Raw genomic sequence first — 17,258 nt, 5'->3', positions numbered from 1 at the left:
ACGAGGAAGCGGAGTGTACTTTTGTACATGAGCATTCCGAGTCTGTTTTTAACGCCGCAGGGCCGACGCGCAGCAGATCGTAGTCTTGCACGTACTTAGTCGTCGAAATCCATCCAGCCGCCCATCTCTTTCCAGCGGTTGACGATGCCGCAGAACAGCTCCGCGGTCTTCTCGGTGTCGTAACGTGCCGAGTGTGCTTCCTTGCCGTCGAAGTCGATGTCGGCTGCCTGGCAGGCTTTGGCCAATACGGTTTGACCGTACGCCAGACCAGCCAAGGTGGCGGTGTCGAAACTGGAGAATGGGTGGAACGGGTTGCGCTTGATGCCAGTGCGGTTAACCGCAGCATTAAGGAAGCCCAGGTCGAAGCTGCTATTGTGGCCAACAAGGATCGCCCGCTTGCAGCTGTTGGCTTTCAGTGACTTGCGTAGGCCGCGGAAAATTTCCGTCAGCGCATGCTCTTCAGTGACGGCCATGCGCAGCGGGTGATCGAGCTTGATGCCGGTGAAGTCCAGCGCCGCTTGTTCGATATTTGCGCCTTCAAACGGCTCGATACGGAAGAACTGGGTGTGCTCAGGGTAGAGGAAGCCGCCTTCGTCCATGCCGATGGTGGTGGCAGCGATTTCCAGCAGTGCATCGGTGGCGCAGTTGAACCCACCGGTTTCCACGTCCACGACTACCGGCAGGTAGCCACGAAAGCGCGCGGCCATCGGGTGGCGCGGGCCGGAGTGGCTGCCGCTTTCGGCTTCGTCGTCGTACAGGTCTTCACTCACGCTTGGTTCTCCAGCAGACGCCAGCGCAGGGTTTCACCGGCGCGCAGCGGGATAACGGTTTGCTCGCCCAATGGCAAGCTGGCCGGTGCGGTCCAGTCTTCACGCACCAGGGTGATGCTGTCGGTGTTGCGCGGCAGGCCGTAGAAGTCCGGGCCGTTCAGGCTGGCAAAGGCTTCCAGTTTGTCCAGGGCATTACGCTGCTCGAAGGCCTCGGCATACAGCTCGATGGCCGCATAGGCGGTGTAGCAACCGGCGCAGCCGCAGGCGGCTTCCTTGGCGTGCTTGGCATGTGGCGCCGAGTCGGTGCCGAGGAAGAACTTGGCGTTGCCGCTGGTGGCCGCATCCAGCAGGGCGTCCTGATGGGTGTTGCGCTTGAGAATCGGCAGGCAATAGAAGTGCGGGCGAATGCCGCCAACCAGCATGTGGTTGCGGTTGTACAGCAGGTGGTGGGCAGTGATGGTGGCGCCGACGTTGGCCGAAGCGCCTTGCACAAACTCCACCGCATCACGGGTGGTGATGTGCTCGAACACCACTTTCAGGGTCGGGAAGCGCTCGACCACACGGCTCAGATGTTCACCGATAAACACCTTCTCGCGGTCGAAAACATCGATTTCGCTGCGTGTCACTTCACCGTGCACCAGCAGCGGTAGGCCGACTTCGGCCATGGCTTCGAGCACCGGGAAAATCTTGTCGATGCTGGTCACGCCCGAATCGGAGTTGGTGGTCGCGCCGGCCGGGTAGAGCTTGGCCGCATGCACAAAACCCGAGGCCTTAGCCGTGCGCACATCGTCAGGCTGGGTCAGATCGGTGAGGTACAGCACCATCAGCGGTTCGAAACGGCTGCCGGCAGGGCGGGCGCTGAGAATGCGCTGGCGATAGGCGTCGGCTTCGCTGGCGTTGCGAACGGGCGGCACCAGGTTGGGCATGATGATGGCGCGGCCGAAGGTACGGGCGACATCGGCGACGGTGTGGGGCAGAACGCCACCGTCGCGCAGGTGGATGTGCCAGTCGTCGGGACGCAGCAGGGTAAGGCGGTCAGTCATGGAAGCTTCCAGGCGGGCAAAACGTAGTGAGAATGCTACCGGAAAAGCCCCTTGGCAGCACGCTGAAAGCGGCTGTCGCGGGTAAAGCGGATTGAAGGCGGGGTTGGTTTATGGTCCGCCCCGAGCAATAGCCATAAAGCACTGCTCAAGTTTTCCGCCGTGGCACCGATAGACAGAAGGTAAGCCGTATTCCCTGGAGTCTGTCGTGCGACCCTACCCACTCGCGGTGCTCTGCCTGCTGGCAAGCCAGCCTGTCCTAGCCATCAGCTTCCAGACTCGTCTGGAGAAGATTGAGTGGCAGGTCGAAGGCGATCAGTTCGAGTGCCGCCTGTCGCAACCGATCACCGATTTCGGTTCTGGGGTGTTTGTACGCCGTGCGGGCGAACAGGTCACCTTCAGCTTGAAAGCCCGTGAGCGCTGGCTGGGGGCCGGTAATGCAACCTTGCTGGCGGCGGCGGCGCCCTGGCAGCCGGGGCGTGGTGATATCAACTTGGGCTCAGTCAGTGTGGTGCCGGCTGAGGTGCTGTTCAACAGTTCGCAAGAGCAAGGCACGCGCTTGCTGACGGGTCTGTTAGAGGGGCGCAGTCCTCTGGTACGCCATCGCGCAGCCATGGGGGGGGATGCGGTTGAGGTGCGCCTGCTGCCGGCCAAATTCAATAAGGCCTACCACGAGTACCTGGATTGCACGGCCAAGCTGCTGCCGGTGAATTTCGATCAAGTGCGCAAGAGCCAGGTCGGCTTTCCAGGTGGGGGGGTGGCGCTGGAACCGCTGGCCCAGGCCAAACTCGATATCATCCTCAGCTTTCTCAAGGCCGACCCCAGCGTCAATCGCATTCAGCTAGACGGCCATGCCGACAATGGCGGCAATCGCCTGACTAATCGCGATTTGTCGCGCCGCCGTGCGTTGGCGGTGATGGAGTACCTCAAAGCCAACGGCATTCCTGCCGAGCAGATCACCATGCGTTTTCATGGTGAGCGCTACCCGGTGGCGCCGAATAACAATGAAGCCAATCGAGCGAAGAACCGCCGAGTAACCATTCTGCTTGACCGAGTGCCGGAAGCAGCAGTGCCTCCTGCGCCAGCAGCGGAGCCGGCGCCTGCTGCTGCGGATCCAGCGGCCACCTCCTAGCGCCTGCAACTCGTCTGTTGTCCAACAATTATCCGTCGCTTGGTCGTCACAAGCTGTCGCGCCTCTGTAAATCAGGCGGCATGGGCAGTAGAATCGTCGGTTTTCCCGCACAACCCCGTGGAGTTGATGGCATGGCCGACGTAAACAAGGTAGTCCTGGCATATTCCGGTGGCCTGGACACTTCCGTGATCCTCAAGTGGCTGCAAGATACCTATAACTGCGAAGTGGTGACCTTCACCGCTGACCTCGGCCAGGGTGAGGAAGTCGAGCCGGCACGCGCCAAGGCACAGGCCATGGGCGTCAAGGAAATCTATATCGACGACCTACGCGAAGAATTCGTCCGCGATTTCGTCTACCCAATGTTCCGCGCCAACACCGTCTACGAGGGTGAGTACCTGCTGGGCACGTCCATCGCTCGCCCGCTGATCGCCAAGCGTTTGATCGAAATCGCCAACGAAACCGGCGCCGACGCCATTTCCCATGGCGCCACCGGCAAAGGTAACGACCAGGTTCGCTTCGAACTGGGCGCTTACGCGCTCAAGCCCGGCGTAAAAGTGATTGCCCCATGGCGCGAGTGGGACCTGCTGTCGCGCGAGAAGCTGATGGACTACGCCGAGAAGCATGCCATTCCGATCGAGCGTCACGGCAAGAAAAAGTCGCCGTACTCCATGGATGCCAACCTGCTGCACATCTCCTATGAAGGCGGCGTGCTGGAAGACACCTGGACCGAGCACGAAGAAGACATGTGGCGCTGGACCAAGTCGCCAGAAGCCGCGCCGGATACCCCAACCTATATCGAGCTGACCTACCGCGCCGGTGACATCGTCGCCATCGATGGCAAGGCCATGAGCCCGGCCACCGTCCTGGCTGAACTGAACCGCATCGGCGGCGAAAACGGCATCGGTCGTCTGGATATCGTTGAAAACCGCTTTGTTGGCATGAAGTCCCGTGGCTGCTACGAGACCCCTGGCGGTACCATCATGCTCAAAGGCCACCGCGCCATTGAATCGATCACCCTGGACCGCGAAGTCGCTCACCTGAAAGACGAGCTGATGCCGAAATACGCCAGCCTGATCTACAACGGTTTCTGGTGGAGCCCTGAGCGTCTCATGCTGCAACAGATGATCGATGCGTCTCAGGCCAACGTGAACGGCGTGGTGCGCATGAAACTGTACAAAGGCAACGTGATCATCACCGGCCGTAAGTCCGATGATTCGCTGTTCGACGCCAATATCGCCACCTTTGAAGAAGATGGTGGTGCTTACAACCAGGCGGACGCCGGCGGTTTCATCAAGCTCAACGCTCTGCGCATGCGCATCGCTGCGGGCAAAGGCCGCAAGATGCTCTGATAGACTTGAGCATCTGAGCCATACCAAGCCCCGGCCATAAGCCGGGGTTTGCATTTATAAGCCCACACAGCCGGGCATTGATGAGGAGAAACCTGATGAGACTGCTGCATACCATGCTGCGCGTCGGCGATATGGATAAATCCATCGCGTTCTACACCGAAGTGCTGGGCATGACCCTGCTGCGCCGCAAGGACTACCCGGAAGGGCAGTTCACCCTGGCCTTTGTCGGTTACGGCGATGAGGCGCACAACAGCGTGATCGAGCTGACCCACAACTGGGGCGTGGAAAGCTACGAGCTGGGCACCGGCTATGGCCATATCGCTTTGGAAGTGGCCGATGTGTACAAGGCTTGCGAAGACATTCGCACCCGCGGCGGCAAGATCACCCGCGAGCCTGGGCCGATGAAGCACGGCACCAGCATTCTGGCGTTCGTCGAAGATCCGGATGGTTACAAGATTGAGCTGTTGTCGCCGTCGCGCGCCGATTAAGGCCGGCTGAGTCAGCTGAGCCACAAAAAAGCCCCGCAGTGTAGTGGGGCTTTTTTGTTGGCAAGACCGTTAAAGGTCGAAGTCGTATTCGGCCAATTGCTTGTGCAGGCGGCGCTCTTCAAGGAAGTTATCGATGATGCGGCGCTTGGTCAGGTTGGTCTTGGCCACCTCAACCGGTGCTTCGGCATCGTCCGCTTCTTCAGCAACAAAATCTTCGTCGAGCTCAAGTTCTTCTTTGTCAGTGCTCATCAGTTCTGCTCCAGGCTACAAGGGCCATTTGCGCACCTTATAACGGCAAAACCTGGGCGGGTAAAAAAGATTTTTTCAATGAGCTTATCGAGCGACTAAATAGTGGCTCAATCGTCGGAGGTTTTCTGTTTGTATTCGCACAGGTCTTCGATGCGGCAGCTGCCGCAGCGCGGCTTGCGCGCTTGACACACATAGCGGCCGTGGAGGATCAGCCAGTGGTGTGAGTCGAGGAGAAATTCCTTGGGCACAAATTTCATCAGCTTCTTTTCCACTTCCACGACATTCTTGCCGGGAGCGATGCCGGTGCGGTTGCTGACGCGGAAAATATGCGTGTCCACCGCCATCGCCAGCTGGCGAAACGCCGTGTTGAGCACCACGTTGGCGGTCTTGCGGCCGACGCCGGGGAGGGCTTCAAGGTCTTCACGGTTGTCAGGCACCTGACTGCCGTGCTTCTCGATCAGGATACGGCAGGCCTCGATGACGTTCTTGGCCTTGCTGTTATACAAGCCGATGGTCTTGATGTATTCGCTCAACCCCTCGACGCCCAAGGCGTAAATCGCCTCGGGCGTATTGGCCACCGGGAACAGTTTGGCGGTGGCCTTGTTGACGCTGACGTCGGTGGCCTGAGCGGACAGAGTGACCGCTACTAGCAGCTCGAACGGCGAACTGTAGGCCAGCTCGGTCTTCGGTTCGGGGTTGTCTTCGCGCAGGCGGCGGAAGATCTCGTAGCGCTTGGCGGCGTTCACTCGATCACTCCGGTCACCCGCACGCGGCGGCTTTGCACTGGAGCATCAACCTGCTGCGCTTTAGCTTGCTCGGCCAGCACTTCATCCACACGGTTTTTACAGGCGATCAGCAAGCCCAGCACGATAAAGGCGCCAGGCGGCAGGATGGCCAGCAGGAAGCCCTTGTACTCGGGGATTAGCGTCAGCTGCCAGTTGGCGGCGATAGGCCCGAACAGCAGGTGCATATTGGCGAACACCGCACCGGTGCCGAATAGTTCGCGCAGAGCACCGATCATCACCAGCACCACGCCAAAGCCGAGGCCCATCATCAGGCCGTCATAGGCGGCGCGGGCCGGGTCGTTCTTCGCTGCGAAGCCATCGGCGCGGCCGAGGATTACGCAGTTGGTTGTAATCAGCGGAATAAAGATGCCGAGAATCTGGTACAGCTCGTAGGTAAAGGCCTGCATCAGCAGTTCGATGCAGGTGGTCAGGGCGGCGATGATCATCACAAAGGCCGGCAGCCGCACAGCGGTGTTGACCACGCCGCGCACCAGCGATACGGCGGTGTTGGAGCACACCAGCACCACGGCACTGGCCAGCGCCAGGCCGAGGGCGTTGACCGCCGAGTTGCTTACCCCGAGCAGCGGGCAGAGGCCGAGCAGCTGCACCAGCGCCGGGTTGTTCTTCCACAGGCCGTTAAGGGTGATTTCGCGGTAGCTGGGACTAGCCATTGGACTTCACCTGGGCTGCGAACAGCTGCTCTTGATTGGCATCGAAATACTGCAGGGCTTTATGCACGGCCTTGACCACTGCGCGCGGGGTGATGGTGGCACCGGCAAACTGGTCAAACTCGCCGCGATCTTTCTTCACCGCCCAGCCATCCTCGCCGGTATTGCTCAATGACTTGCCGTCGAAGCTGCGAATCCAGGCGCTTTTGGCCAGTTCGATCTTGTCGCCCAGCCCCGGGGTTTCCCGATGGCCGAGGACGCGCACACCGGCCAGGCGACCATCTGCGTGGATGCCGATCAGCAAATGGATCGCACCGCTGTAACCGTCCGGCGCGGTGGCGCGCAGGATCACGGCGCTGGGTTTGCCGTCTTTCAGGGCGATATAGGCGGTCTGCGGCGACTTACTGCCGAGCAGCGGGTCGTGCAGCTGGATGCTGTTGTCCAGCAAGTGGTTGTCATAGCTGTCCTGGGGCAGGATTTCGCTCAAGGCGCGCACCTGAGCTTCGCGCTGGGCGTTGGCGATGCGCCCGGCAGTGGCTTGTTGCAGCACGGCCACCAGGCCCACGGTGGCGATGGCAAACAGCCCGAGCACCAGGGCGTTCTTTAGCATCGAGCGGCTAATTTCAGGCAGGGCCACGGTTACTCTCCCAACTTGAAGCCGCGAGTCGGCTTGCGGTGGCCGTAGGTGCGCGGCCGCGTGTAGTAGTCGATGGTCGGGGCTGCCAGGTTCATCAGCAGCACGGCGAAGGCCACGCCATCCGGGTAGCCGCCCCAGGCGCGAATCACATACACCAGCACGCCAACGCCGATGCCGAAAATCAGCCGGCCGAGGTTGCTGGTGGCGCCGCTGACCGGGTCAGTGACGATAAAGAAGGCGCCGAGCATGGTCGCGCCCGTCAGCAGATGAAACAGCGGCGAGCCGTTGGAGTCCGAGCCCGAGCCGTTCCAGAACAGCAGGCTCATCAGCGCCAGGGCGGCGAGCATCCCGACCGGTGCATGCCAGGTGAACAGGCGCTTGTGCAGCAGATACAGGCCGCCGGCGAGGAAGGCCAGATTGACCGCTTCGGTGGCGGCGCCACCGAGGTAGCCGAACGCCGGGTTCTGTGCCCACAGCTCATCAATAGTCAGGCTCTTGTTGACCTTCAGCGCATCCAGTGCGGTGGCCTGAGCCCAGCCGTCGGGCAGGTTGGCGATGCCGAGAATCTGTTGCAGACCTTCAAGCAGGCCGACCGTATGCGGGGCTGGCCAGCTGGTCATTTCCACCGGGAAGGAAATCAGCACCACCACATAGCCGAGCATGGCCGGGTTGAAGGGGTTTTGCCCTAGGCCGCCATACAGCTGCTTGCCGAGTAACACTGCAAAGCCGGTGGCCACCAGCGTCAGCCACCAAGGCGAGTAGGGCGGCAGCGCCAGGGCCAGCAGCACGGCGGTGACCAGTACGCTGTAGTCCTTGAGGAAGAACAGCACCGGGCGTTTGCGCAGCGCCAGGATGGCCGCTTCAACACCGAGGGCGCAGGCGCTGGCCCACAGCAGGTTGATCAGGGTGCCGGCGCCGAACAGCCAGGTCAGGGCGAGAATGCCCGGCACCGTAGCCAGCAGCACCTGCAGCATCACTTGCTGGGTACGATTGCTGCCCTTGGCGTGGGGCGATGTGATGCGGGGCAGGGCCATTGGCGCTCCGGTTGTTGCTTGGGTTGGCTAGCAGGGCTGTTATCAGCTGTCTGCGTGTTCCTGTAATTGGCGTTCTGCATCGGCCAGGCGTTGACGTGCAGCCGCCAGGGCGTCGGCGGAGCTGTCTGTGTCGCGTTCGAGCTTGCGCAGATCGGCGCGGGCAAAGGCCACTTCGGTTTTCAAGGCGCGGGTGGTTTCATCGATTGGCTTCTTGTCGGTGCGTACCAGCTCTGGCGCGGGTTTTCCGGATGCATCCTCGGCCTGGTGCAGCGCCTGTTCGGCGGCAGCCAATGCCTCGCGTAAGCTGCTAAGTGCGGCTTCATCGCTGCCGGCTTTCTCGGCCTTTTTCAGTTCGGCGCGTTTCATCGCCAGTTCGATCTTGGCTTTTTTCAGTGCGCCATCGTCGGCAGCCGGTTTGGCGGCTGGTACAGGTGCCTGTGCTTCCAGGCTGGCCAGCAGCTTTTCGGCAGCTTCCAGCTGGCTGCGCAGTTGTTGCAGTTCGCTTTGTTGTTCGTCGCTGGGCGCTTCGAGTTTTTCCAGTTTGCGCACTTGGGCGCGGAGCATGGCGGCGTCGATTTTGACTTTTTTCAGTGCGCCATCGTCGGCAACTGGGGCAGCAGCCGGGGCAGGCGGGTTGGCGGCCATGGCCGTGTCGAGCGCTTGCTGGGCGATGGCCGCAGCGCTGCGCAGTTCGTCGACCTGGGCCTGCAGCTCGGGGCTGGCGTGGGTGGCCAGCTGCTTTTCGGCTTTTTTCAGGGCGACCTGGGCCATGCTGGCTTCGATCTTGAGTTTCTTCTGTTCATCGCTCAGCCCGGCCGGCTTGGCCGCCGCAGTATCACCGTTGGCCGCAGCGGGTGCGGCTTGGGCTTGCGCGGCCTTGGCTTGGGCTGCTTTGGCAGCGCGGGCCTGGCGCTCGGCTTCCTTCTGTTCTTCAGCGCGGCGCAGGCGTTCCTGACGCAGTTCGAAGCGCTGTTTCGACTGCTCGGCCTTGAGCTGTTTCTGTTCCAGGTCGCGAATCTCGCCCTTGGCGGCGCGGTAGTACTGCACCAGAGGGATGCTCGACGGGCAGACATAGGCGCAGGCGCCGCATTCGATGCAGTCGAATAGGTTATGCGCCTTGAGCTGTTCATGCTCCTGGCCGATGGCGAAGAAGTGCAGTTGCTGCGGCAGCAGGCTGGCCGGGCAGGCTTCGGCGCATTCGCCGCAGCGGATGCAGGGCATAGCCGGCGGCGGTGGTGGCAGCTCGGCGCTGGTCGAGGCCAGTAGGCAGTTGGTGGTCTTGATCACGGGTACGGCGAAGTCGGGCAGGGTAAAGCCCATCATCGGCCCGCCCATGATCAGGCGGTTCAGCTTGCCGCGGCCGAGGCCGGCAAACTCCAGCAGTTCACCAACCGGGGTGCCGAGCAGCACCTCGACGTTCATCGGTCGGGCCAGGGCCTCACCGGTCAGGGTGGTGATGCGTGAGATCAGCGGTTTGCCGTGGATTACCGCGTTATGGATGGCCACGCAGGTGCCGACGTTCTGGCAGAGCATGCCGATATCTGCTGGCAGGCCGCCGCTGGGTACTTCCACGCCGGTAAGAATCTGGATCAGCTGCTTTTCGCCACCGGATGGGTACTTGGTGGGAAATACCTTGAGCTGATAGCTGCGCTCGTTCAGCGCGCTGCGCACGGCGGCGATGGCTTCAGGCTTGTTGTCTTCGATGCCGATCAGCACCTGATCAGGCTGGATCAGCTGCACCAGAATATCGATGCCGCTGATCAGCTCGTTGGCGCGCTCGCGCATCAGTAGATCGTCGGCGCTGATATAGGGCTCGCACTCGGTGCCGTTGATGATTAGCGTGTGGATCTTCTGCGTCGGCCGCGCGTTGAGTTTCACTGCCGTGGGAAAGCCCGCACCGCCGAGGCCGCTGATGCCCGCCTGGCGAATCAGCTCAACCAGGGCGCTGTTTTCCAGATGGCGATAGTCAGTTTGTGGGATCAGCTCGATCCATTCATCCAGCCCATCGCTGTCGATGACGATGGCCGGGGCGAGCATGCCGGATACGTGCGGGTAGGGCTGTGGGCCGATAAAGCTCACGGTGCCGGAAGTCGGCGCATGCACCGGCACGCTGACAAAACCATTCGCGGCGGCGATCAGCTGGCCTTTCAGCACGCGCTCGCCCACGGCGACCACAGGTTCTGCGGGCGCGCCGATATGCTGGTTAAGCGGCAGCGTCAGGCGCTTGGGCAGCGGCGCCGGCTGGATCGGCGTGCGGTTGGACAGTTCCTTGCGCTCGGCCGGGTGAATGCCGCCGGGGATATCCCAGATACGTTCCTGCGCACTCATGCCGCTTGCTCCCGGTCACTGGCAATCAATTGGCCGGGGGCCAAGGGTTTTTCCCATTTCCAGCTCTGCACGGTGCTGCCGACTTCCAGCATGTCGATGCAGTCCACCGGGCAGGGTTCTACACACAGGTCGCAGCCGGTGCATTCGCTGACGATCACCGTGTGCATCTGCTTGGCCGCGCCGACGATGGCATCCACCGGGCAGGCCTGGATGCACTTGGTGCAGCCGATGCATTCGGCTTCGCGGATGTAAGCGACCATCTGTGGTTTTTCGCCTTCCACGGCGTCGAGCGGCTCGGCTTCAACGTCGAGCAGATCCGCCAACGCCTGAATAGTGGCTTCGCCGCCGGGTGGGCACTTGTTGATCTTGTCGCCGCCGGCAATCGCCTCGGCGTAGGGCTTGCAGCCCGGATAACCGCACTGGCCACACTGGGTTTGTGGCAGCAGGGCGTTGATCTGCTCGGCAATCGGGTTGCCTTCGACCTTGAAGCGCACCGCCGCGAAACCGAGGATGGCGCCGGCCACCAGGCACAGGGCGAGCAGGGCGAGAACGGCGATCAGCACCAGGCTCATAGCTTGATCAGCCCGGTAAAGCCCATAAAGGCCAGGGACATCAGCCCAGCGGTGATCATGCCGATGGCCGCGCCCTGGAAGGACTTCGGCACATCGGCAATCGCGATACGCTCACGCATGGCGGCGAACAGCACCAGTACCAGGGAGAAACCGAGGCCGGCAGCAAAGCCGTTGGCGGTGGCGGTGATAAAGGTGAATTCGGCCTTGTTGGCGTTGAGCAGGGCCACGCCCAGAACGATGCAGTTGGTGGTGATCAGCGGCAGAAAGATCCCCAGTACGCGGTACAGCAGCGGACTAGTCTTGTTCACCACCATTTCGGTGAACTGCACCACTACGGCAATCACCAGAATAAAGCTGATGGTGCGCAGGTATTCGATATCCAGGGGCTTCAACACGTACTGCTGCACCAGGTAGCTGCACATGGCGGCCAGGGTCAGCACGAAGGTGGTGGCCAACGACAGGCCGATAGCCGTCTCGATCTTCTTCGAGACGCCCATAAAGGGACACAGGCCAAGGAACTGGACCAACACGAAGTTGTTGACCAGGATGGCGCTGACCATGATCAAGGCGAGTTCGGTCATTGCGGGTTCCATTGATGGACGGGCAAAGGCCGCAGGAAAGGGGTGGCTATTATCGGTAAGCCGATCCTGCCATACAAGCCGGATCAGCCTTCCTATGGTGCTGCCATAAGGCTAGCGCAGTCGGTGGTTATCGCCTGCGCTATCGGGTCGCAGGTTTATTTGACCCGCTGGCCCGGCTTGGCACCGCTGTCCGGGCTGAGCAGGTAGATTTCCTCGCCGCCCGGACCGGCCGCCAGGACCATGCCTTCGGATACGCCGAACTTCATCTTGCGCGCCGCCAGGTTGGCCACGTACAGGGTCAGGCGGCCTTCCAGCTTGCTCGGGTCTGGGTAGGCGCTCTTGATGCCGCTGAACACGTTGCGTTTGGCGTCGCCGATATCCAGGGTCAGGCGCAGCAGCTTGTCTGCACCTTCAACGAACTCGCACTTCTCGATCAGGGCGATACGCAGGTCGACCGCGGCAAAGGCGTCGAAGGCAATCTCGGCAGCTAGCGGGTCTTTCGTCAGCTCGCCATTGCCTTGGGCGACCGGAGCAGCTTCGCTGGCGGCCAGGTCTTCTTTGGAGGCTTCGATCATGGCGTCGATTTTCGCAGGCTCGATACGGGTCAGCAGGGCGCTGAATGGGTTCAGTTGATGGTCGGCCAGCAGCGTCTGGTGATCGTCCCAGGTCAGCGGTGCGACATTGAGGAAGGCCTCGGCATCGCGGGCGAGTTGTGGCAGCACCGGCTTGAGGAAGATCACCAACTGGCGGAACAGGTTTACGCCCAGGGCACAGATGGCCTGCACTTCGTCCTGCTTGCCGTCTTGTTTGGCCAGGGACCAGGGCGCTTTGTCGGCGATCCAGGCGTTGGCGCGGTCGGCCAGGGCCATGATCTCGCGCATGGCGCGGGCGAAATCGCGGGCCTCGTAGGCTTCGGCGATGCTCGGTGCGGCAGCCTGGAAGGCCTCGGTCAGCTCGGGTGCGGCATTGCCAGCCACCAGCAGACCGTTGTTGCCTTTGTGGATAAAGCCGGCGCAGCGGCTGGCGATGTTGACCACCTTGCCGACCAGGTCCGAGTTGACCTTCTGTACGAAGTCTTCCAGGTTCAGGTCGAGGTCATCCACGCCACGACCGAGCTTGGCTGCGTAGTAATAGCGCAGGTACTCGGGGTTCAGATGATCCAGATAGGTGCGCGCCTTGATAAAGGTGCCACGGGATTTGGACATCTTCTGCCCGTTGACGGTCAGGTAGCCGTGCACGGCCACTGCAGTCGGCTTGCGCAGGCCTGCGCCTTCGAGCATGGCTGGCCAGAACAGGGCGTGGAAGTTGACGATGTCCTTGCCGATAAAGTGGTATAGCTCGGCGGTCGAGTCCTTGTTCCAGAACGCGTCGAAGTCCAGCTCCGGGCGCTTGGCACAAAGGTTCTTGAAACTGGCCATATAGCCGATCGGCGCGTCCAGCCAGACGTAGAAGTATTTGCCCGGCTCGTCGGGGATCTCAAAACCGAAGTAGGGCGCATCGCGGCTGATGTCCCATTCCTGCAGGCCGGAATCCAACCATTCGGCGATCTTGTTGGCTACAGCGTCCTGCAGCGCGCCGCCACGGGTCCAGCTCTTCAGCATGGCCTCGAAGTCTGGCAGCTTGAAGAAGAAGTGCTTGGAGTCGCGCAGCTCGGGCACGGCGCCGGAGATGGCCGAGCGCGGGTTCTTCAGTTCGGTCGGCTCGTAGGTGGCGCCGCATTTTTCGCAGTTGTCACCGTACTGATCTTCGGCCGCGCACTTCGGACAGGTGCCCTTGATAAAGCGGTCGGCGAGGAACATGCCCTTTTCGGGGTCGAAGTACTGGGTCACTGAGCGGGTGGCGATATGCCCGGCGTCGCGCAGTTTCAGGTAGATGGCCGCCGACAGCTCGCGGTTTTCATCCGAGTGGGTCGAATGGTAGTTGTCGAAGTTGACCCCGAAATCGGCAAAGTCGGCCGTGTGTTCGGCCTGCACATTGGCAATCAGTTGCTCGGGGGTGATGCCTTCCTTCTCGGCGCGCAGCATGATCGCCGAGCCATGCGCATCATCGGCGCAGACGTAGATGGCCTGGTTGCCGCGCAGCTTCTGGAAACGCACCCACATGTCGGTCTGGATGTACTCGAGCATATGGCCAAGGTGGATCGAACCGTTGGCGTAGGGCAGGGCGCTGGTAACGAGAATCTTGCGGGCTTGGCTCATGGGATCGGCTGCACTGGTAACTCAGGGAAGCCGGCAACTATATAGGGGCGGCGGATATTTTTCATCCTTGCGCGGGCAATGCCTGCCGGTGCGCGCCTATGGGGTAGCCTGGGGTAATATGTCCGCCTGCTTTACTCAGCCTTTCGGAGCCTTCCATGAGTGTCGTTACCCGCGCAGCGGTCGAAGCCGCCCTGTCCCAATACACCGATCCGCACTTGAATCAGGACCCGGTTAGCGCCGGCTGCCTGCGTGAGGTGGATATCCAGGGTGGCCAGGTCAAGGTGCGTCTGCAGTTGGGCTACGCGGCTGGGCTGTTCAAAAGCGGCTGGGCGCAGATGCTGCAGATGGCTCTGGAAAACCTCGACGGTGTTGAGCGGGCGCAGGTGCAGGTCGACTGCGTGATCGAAGCGCACAAAGCGCAGGATCAGGTGCCGGCGCTGGCCAATGTGAAGAACGTGATTGCTGTGGCGTCTGGCAAGGGCGGGGTGGGCAAGTCCACCACCGCGGCCAACCTGGCGCTGGCGCTGGCCCGTGAAGGGGCCAAGGTCGGCATTCTCGATGCGGATATCTATGGGCCGAGCCAGGGCATCATGTTCGGTATTCCGGAAGGCACGCGGCCGCAGGTGAAGGATCAGAAGTGGTTTGTGCCGCTCAAGGCGCATGGCGTGGAAGTGATGTCCATGGCTTTTCTCACCGACGAAAACACTCCGGTGGTCTGGCGTGGGCCAATGGTGTCTGGCGCGCTGCTGCAGTTGATCACCCAGACCGCCTGGGATGACCTGGATTACCTGGTGGTCGATATGCCGCCAGGTACCGGCGATATCCAGCTGACTTTGGCGCAGAAGGTGCCGGTGGCTGGTGCGGTGATCGTCACTACGCCTCAGGATCTGGCGCTGCTGGATGCCAAGAAGGGCGTGGAGATGTTCCGTAAAGTGAATATCCCGGTGCTCGGTGTGGTGGAAAATATGGCCGTGCATATCTGCTCGAACTGCGGGCATGCCGAGCATTTGTTCGGCGAAGGCGGCGGTGAGAAACTGGCGGCGCAGTTTGGCGTCGACCTGCTGGCCTCGCTGCCGCTGTCGATGGCCATTCGCATGCAATCCGATGGCGGTAAGCCAACTACCATCGCCGATCCGGAAAGCCAGATCGCGATGATCTACCAGGAAACCGCACGCAACGTTGGTGCGCGCATTGCTCAGGGTGGTGTGCAGCAGGCAATGCCAACCATCGTGATCAGTGAAGACTGATTGGGGTGTGGCGCACGCACGTGCGCCACATGCTGCTCACAGATAAATAAGCGCCCATAAAAAAGCCCCGCACTAGGCGGGGCTTTTTCTCAAGCGGGTTAGTGCAGGTTATACAACCTGAACTTCCTCAGCTTGCATGCCTTTCTGACCACGGGTGGCCACGAAAGTCACTTGCTGGCCTTCTTTCAGGCTCTTGAAGCCATCGCTCTGGATAGCTTTGAAGTGTACGAAGAGGTCGTCACCGGACTGTGGGGTGATGAAGCCGTAGCCTTTTTCATCGTTGAACCACTTGACGGTGCCATTCTGACGATTCGACATGTTATGTCTCCTAACAAATTTATTAACAGCCCTGGAAAAGCCCAGGCCGGGACTGAGTGCAACGAGTACTAGGAGTCGGACGATGTTTGGATCGAAATCTAGGCATCAAGTAGCGATTCGCGGTGACACATGCAGCACAGTAGGCCAACCATACTCGCTTTTAACGCTAAGCGCGAATGCTCTGTGCATCTTTCTGTTATTTGGCGACAGATAGACGGTTTACCGTTATTGCGCCCCGTGCTTGCTCAAGAGCCTTTGAACCCTACCGCCTGCCCCGGTAAGATGCGTGCACTTTTCACCCTTCGCTACAGCAGGACAGCCGCCATGAGCATCAAATCGGATAAGTGGATTCGCCGCATGGCGCTAGAGCACGGCATGATTGAGCCCTTTGTTGAGCGCCAAGTGCGCGCTGAAGGTGCCCAGCCGCTGATTTCCTATGGCGTTTCCAGCTATGGCTACGATGTACGCTGCGCCGATGAGTTCAAGGTGTTTACCAACATCAATTCGGCAACTGTCGACCCGAAGAACTTCGACGAAAAGAGCTTTGTCGATGTGAAAAGCGATGTTTGCATCATTCCGCCTAACTCGTTCGCATTGGCTCGCACCGTTGAATTCTTCCGTATTCCGCGTGATGTACTGACCATCTGCCTGGGCAAGAGCACGTATGCGCGCTGCGGCATCATCGTCAACGTCACCCCGTTGGAGCCAGAGTGGGAAGGTCATGTGACCTTGGAGTTCTCCAACACCACCACTTTGCCAGCGAAGATCTATGCCAACGAAGGTGTGGCACAGATGCTTTTCCTGCAGTCCGATGAGCCTTGCGAAGTGTCCTATAAGGATCGCGGCGGTAAGTACCAAGGGCAGCTGGGTGTAACCCTGCCTAGAGCCTAAGCGATTGATGGAACGAGAAAAGCCGGGCAATGCCCGGCTTTTTCATGTGTATCGGAAACTCAGGGAACCAGTGGCAGTTCGCGCTTATGGCGAGTGGCATCATAGGTGCGCACGATGATGGCGTATGCCTCGTCGCGAACTGTCTGGCCGTGCAGGAAAGCGTCAATTTCGCTGTAGGTGACGCCATGCGCTTCTTCGTCCGGCTTGCCGGGACGCAGTTCTTCCAAGTCTGCTGTCGGTACTTTAAATACTAGGTTTTCCGGTGCGCCTAGGTGCTTGGCGATGGCGCGCACCTGACCTTTAACCAGGCCCGACAGTGGCGCGAGGTCGCAGGCTCCGTCGCCGAACTTGGTGAAAAAGCCCATCACCGCTTCAGCAGCGTGGTCAGTGCCAATGACCAGGCCGTTGTTGGCGTTGGCAATGGCAAACTGCGCAACCATGCGGATGCGCGCCTTGATATTGCCGGTAACGAAGTCGCGGCGTGCATCACTGAGCTTCTGCAGATGAGTCACCTGCTCGCCAAGACCCGATACGCTGTCTGCGATATTCACCGTGTCTTCTTCATCAGCTCGAATGAATTTCAGTGAGTCCTGGGCGTCTTGTTCATCGTGCTGGGTGCCGTGAGGGAGGCGCACGGCGATAAAGCGATAGGTCTGATCACCGGTTTCTGCCCGAAGCTCTTCCACAGACAGCTGTGCCAGGCGGCCGGCGGTCAACGAGTCAACGCCGCCGCTGATACCCAATACCAGCACCTTGAGGCCCGAGTTGCGCAGGCATTGCTTGATGAACGCCTTGCGCTTTTCGATTTGCGCCACCAGTGCGGCGGAGTCGGCAAAGGGCGGCACAACATCAAGTGCCGCAGCGATTTCGGCTTGGCGGTTGCTCATTTCAAAGTCCTCACTGGGAGCAGAACAAGTGGCTTATGCAGGTTGCGCAGCAGAAATGCTGGCGGTAACGCATCAAGCGTTAGC

Annotated in this window: 18 protein-coding genes; 5 read left to right on the top strand and 13 right to left on the bottom strand. The window is 60.7% G+C overall.

Features of this window, described 5'->3' with window-relative positions:
• Positions 1-95: 95 nt before the first annotated feature.
• Together rnt and pyrC are read right to left on the bottom strand one after the other, a co-directional pair.
• Positions 96-770 carry a ribonuclease T gene (rnt, locus tag HBN63_RS00250; protein WP_090252353.1) on the bottom strand — a complete coding sequence of 225 codons (675 nt, stop codon included), beginning with the start codon at positions 768-770 and terminating at the stop codon, positions 96-98.
• Positions 767-1,813, bottom strand: a complete 1,047-nt coding sequence (gene pyrC / locus HBN63_RS00245; protein ID WP_170047969.1) for a dihydroorotase — start codon at positions 1,811-1,813, stop codon at positions 767-769. The genes rnt and pyrC overlap by 4 nt, the downstream gene beginning before the upstream one ends.
• Positions 1,814-2,018: 205 nt before the next feature.
• Between pyrC and HBN63_RS00240 the strand changes: the two genes are divergently transcribed.
• The 3 genes from HBN63_RS00240 (at position 2,019) to gloA (ending at position 4,779) form a co-directional block, all read left to right on the top strand.
• Positions 2,019-2,942 carry an OmpA family protein gene (locus HBN63_RS00240; protein ID WP_090252358.1) on the top strand — a complete coding sequence of 308 codons (924 nt, stop codon included), beginning with the start codon at positions 2,019-2,021 and terminating at the stop codon, positions 2,940-2,942.
• A 131-nt stretch (positions 2,943-3,073) separates the two neighbouring features.
• Positions 3,074-4,291 (top strand): argininosuccinate synthase, encoded by a 1,218-nt coding sequence (locus tag HBN63_RS00235; RefSeq protein WP_090252361.1) that lies wholly within the window; start codon positions 3,074-3,076, stop codon positions 4,289-4,291.
• Between the two features lie 95 nt (positions 4,292-4,386).
• Positions 4,387-4,779 (top strand): lactoylglutathione lyase, encoded by a 393-nt coding sequence (gloA, locus tag HBN63_RS00230; RefSeq protein WP_090252363.1) that lies wholly within the window; start codon positions 4,387-4,389, stop codon positions 4,777-4,779.
• A gap of 69 nt (positions 4,780-4,848) precedes the next feature.
• On the opposite strand, the gene HBN63_RS00225 is transcribed toward gloA, so the two are convergent.
• The 9 genes from HBN63_RS00225 to metG form a co-directional block, all read right to left on the bottom strand.
• Positions 4,849-5,028, bottom strand: coding sequence for a hypothetical protein (locus HBN63_RS00225; RefSeq protein ID WP_090252365.1), 180 nt, complete (start codon positions 5,026-5,028; stop codon positions 4,849-4,851).
• A 107-nt stretch (positions 5,029-5,135) separates the two neighbouring features.
• Complete coding sequence (gene nth, locus HBN63_RS00220) at positions 5,136-5,774, bottom strand: endonuclease III (protein WP_170047968.1); 639 nt, start codon at positions 5,772-5,774, stop codon at positions 5,136-5,138.
• Entirely contained in the window at positions 5,771-6,484 is a 714-nt protein-coding gene (locus HBN63_RS00215; protein ID WP_170047967.1) for an electron transport complex subunit E, read from the bottom strand. Before HBN63_RS00215 ends, nth begins: the two co-directional genes overlap by 4 nt.
• Complete coding sequence (gene rsxG, locus HBN63_RS00210; protein ID WP_170048237.1) at positions 6,477-7,091, bottom strand: electron transport complex subunit RsxG; 615 nt, start codon at positions 7,089-7,091, stop codon at positions 6,477-6,479. The genes HBN63_RS00215 and rsxG overlap by 8 nt, the downstream gene beginning before the upstream one ends.
• A 29-nt stretch (positions 7,092-7,120) precedes the next feature.
• Entirely contained in the window at positions 7,121-8,152 is a 1,032-nt protein-coding gene (locus tag HBN63_RS00205; RefSeq protein ID WP_170047966.1) for an RnfABCDGE type electron transport complex subunit D, read from the bottom strand.
• A gap of 42 nt (positions 8,153-8,194) precedes the next feature.
• A complete protein-coding gene (rsxC, locus tag HBN63_RS00200) occupies positions 8,195-10,480 on the bottom strand; it encodes an electron transport complex subunit RsxC (protein ID WP_170047965.1) in 2,286 nt (761 codons plus the stop codon).
• Complete coding sequence (gene rsxB, locus HBN63_RS00195) at positions 10,477-11,052, bottom strand: electron transport complex subunit RsxB (protein ID WP_170047964.1); 576 nt, start codon at positions 11,050-11,052, stop codon at positions 10,477-10,479. The genes rsxC and rsxB overlap by 4 nt, the downstream gene beginning before the upstream one ends.
• A complete protein-coding gene (rsxA, locus tag HBN63_RS00190; RefSeq protein ID WP_090252381.1) occupies positions 11,049-11,633 on the bottom strand; it encodes an electron transport complex subunit RsxA in 585 nt (194 codons plus the stop codon). The genes rsxB and rsxA overlap by 4 nt, the downstream gene beginning before the upstream one ends.
• A 155-nt stretch (positions 11,634-11,788) precedes the next feature.
• Positions 11,789-13,831, bottom strand: coding sequence for a methionine--tRNA ligase (metG, locus tag HBN63_RS00185; RefSeq protein WP_170047963.1), 2,043 nt, complete (start codon positions 13,829-13,831; stop codon positions 11,789-11,791).
• Between the two features lie 155 nt (positions 13,832-13,986).
• Here metG and apbC point away from each other — a divergent pair, with 155 nt between their 5' ends.
• Positions 13,987-15,078, top strand: coding sequence for an iron-sulfur cluster carrier protein ApbC (apbC, locus tag HBN63_RS00180; RefSeq protein WP_170047962.1), 1,092 nt, complete (start codon positions 13,987-13,989; stop codon positions 15,076-15,078).
• Between the two features lie 108 nt (positions 15,079-15,186).
• Here the strand turns inward: apbC and HBN63_RS00175 are convergent, their stop codons facing one another.
• Positions 15,187-15,396, bottom strand: a complete 210-nt coding sequence (locus HBN63_RS00175) for a cold-shock protein (protein WP_090498617.1) — start codon at positions 15,394-15,396, stop codon at positions 15,187-15,189.
• Positions 15,397-15,720: 324 nt separating this feature from the next.
• On the opposite strand from HBN63_RS00175, the gene dcd reads away from it, so the two are divergent.
• Complete coding sequence (gene dcd, locus HBN63_RS00170) at positions 15,721-16,287, top strand: dCTP deaminase (protein WP_090252387.1); 567 nt, start codon at positions 15,721-15,723, stop codon at positions 16,285-16,287.
• Positions 16,288-16,346: 59 nt separating this feature from the next.
• Here dcd and nadE read toward each other — a convergent pair whose 3' ends face one another.
• A complete protein-coding gene (gene nadE / locus HBN63_RS00165; protein WP_170047961.1) occupies positions 16,347-17,174 on the bottom strand; it encodes an ammonia-dependent NAD(+) synthetase in 828 nt (275 codons plus the stop codon).
• Positions 17,175-17,258: the final 84 nt, after the last annotated feature.

It is taken from the genome of Pseudomonas sp. WS 5011, assembly GCF_012985775.1.
Taxonomy (GTDB): Bacteria; Pseudomonadota; Gammaproteobacteria; order Pseudomonadales; family Pseudomonadaceae; genus Aquipseudomonas; species Aquipseudomonas peli.
Note: the sequence above shows the minus strand (reverse complement) of the source record. Positions and strands in the feature narration are given on the sequence as shown.